This is a genomic window from Chryseobacterium sp. CBo1 (assembly GCF_001693475.1).
Taxonomy (GTDB): Bacteria; Bacteroidota; Bacteroidia; order Flavobacteriales; family Weeksellaceae; genus Chryseobacterium; species Chryseobacterium formosense.
The window spans coordinates 1-1,495 of record NZ_MAUH01000057.1 but is presented as its reverse complement, the minus strand read 5'-3'; the positions used below and the strand labels follow the sequence as shown (position 1 = coordinate 1,495).

The following is a 1,495-nucleotide window of genomic DNA, read 5'->3' as shown; positions in this document are numbered from 1 at the left end:
TGTAAATCGTCAGCAAAAAGTAGACATTATATAGTATAAAAGTTAAGGAGTGTTTTCAAAAAAAGAATTACATTTAATTATGGAAACACCTAAAAAGAAAAGTTCCGAAAAATTCGTAAAAGACATCCGTAAAAATACAAGGAGGATTTTTACAGCCGAGCAGAAAATTTTAATCGTAATGGAAGGGCTTCGTGCAGAAACTTCTGTAGCGGAACTATGCCGACAGCATAATATTGCGCAATCTCAGTTTTATTCCTGGAACAAAGAATTTATGGAAGCCGGTAAAAAACGGCTCAATGGTGATGTTGTTAGAGAAGCCACGAGTGATGAAGTGTCGGATTTGAAGAAAGAGAATGCCCGATTAAAAGAGATGGTTGCCGATTTGGTTCTGCGCTATGACATTGTAAAAAAAAGCTTAGACATGCTGGATTAACCCATAAATACAGAAAGTTTATGAGATTATCAGCAGGAGAAAAATATGAAATAATTCAAGCCGTTACCACAAGTGAAATTGGTGTAAAACGAACCCTGGAAAGCCTTAGGATTGCAAGAAGTACTTTCTACAAATGGTATCAGAAATACCTTGAAAATGGCTACGATGGCTTGGAAACATCCAAAAGAACATCTAAAAGACAGTGGAACAGCATTCCGGAAGAACAAAAAGATTTGGTAGTAGAAATCGCTTTGGAACACACCGAACTTTCCTCAAGAGAACTGGCGCACAAAATTACCGATGAACAAGGTGTCTTTATCTCAGAATCCAGTGTTTACAGGATTTTAAAGCAACGGGATTTGATTCCGGCTCCGAATCATTTTTTACTTTCAGCAGCAAATGAATTTAAAGATAAAACAGAATTTGTGCATCAAATGTGGCAGACAGATTTTACTTATTTTAAAATTATTGGTTGGGGTTGGTACTATCTGAGCACCGTTTTAGACGACTACAGCAGGTATATCATCCACTGGGAACTATGCGATTCGATGAAGGCTGAAGATGTGAAAAGAACGGTAAATTCAGCGATTGAAAAAGCAAAGTTGAAGTCTAAAGCCAAACCGAAATTACTCTCAGACAATGGTTCCTGCTACATATCAAACGAACTCAGAACCTACCTGAAAGACGATTTGAAGATGAAGCAGGTTCACGGAAGACCGATGCATCCGCAAACCCAAGGAAAAATAGAACGATACCACAGAACGATGAAAAATGTGGTAAAACTCAATCATTTTTACCATCCAGAAGAATTAGTGGAAGCTTTAGAAAAATTTGTAGAAAACTACAACAACAAGCGATATCACGAATCTTTGAAAAACCTTCCTCCAGCGGATGTGTACTTCGGAAGATCTGAGCAGATTTTGGAAAAAAGAAAACAAATAAAATCGGATTCAATCCGAAAAAGAAGACAGTTGTATTTTCAACAGAAATTAATAAATTTATAACCCTAAATACTCCTTAAGGATTTATTCCAAAATGTCCAAGTTAGTTTGAAGACGTACA

At 36.6% G+C, this 1,495-nt stretch carries 1 protein-coding gene; it reads left to right on the top strand.

Annotation, left to right across the window (positions count from 1 at the left end; translation table 11 throughout):
* Positions 1 to 79 precede the first annotated feature (79 nt).
* Positions 80 to 1,437 (top strand): IS3 family transposase gene (locus BA768_RS18695; protein ID WP_410493539.1). Its coding sequence is split into 2 segments (ribosomal slippage): positions 80 to 415 and positions 418 to 1,437, totalling 1,356 coding nucleotides; the frame shifts between segments, so codons are not numbered across the junction.
* Positions 1,438 to 1,495: the final 58 nt, after the last annotated feature.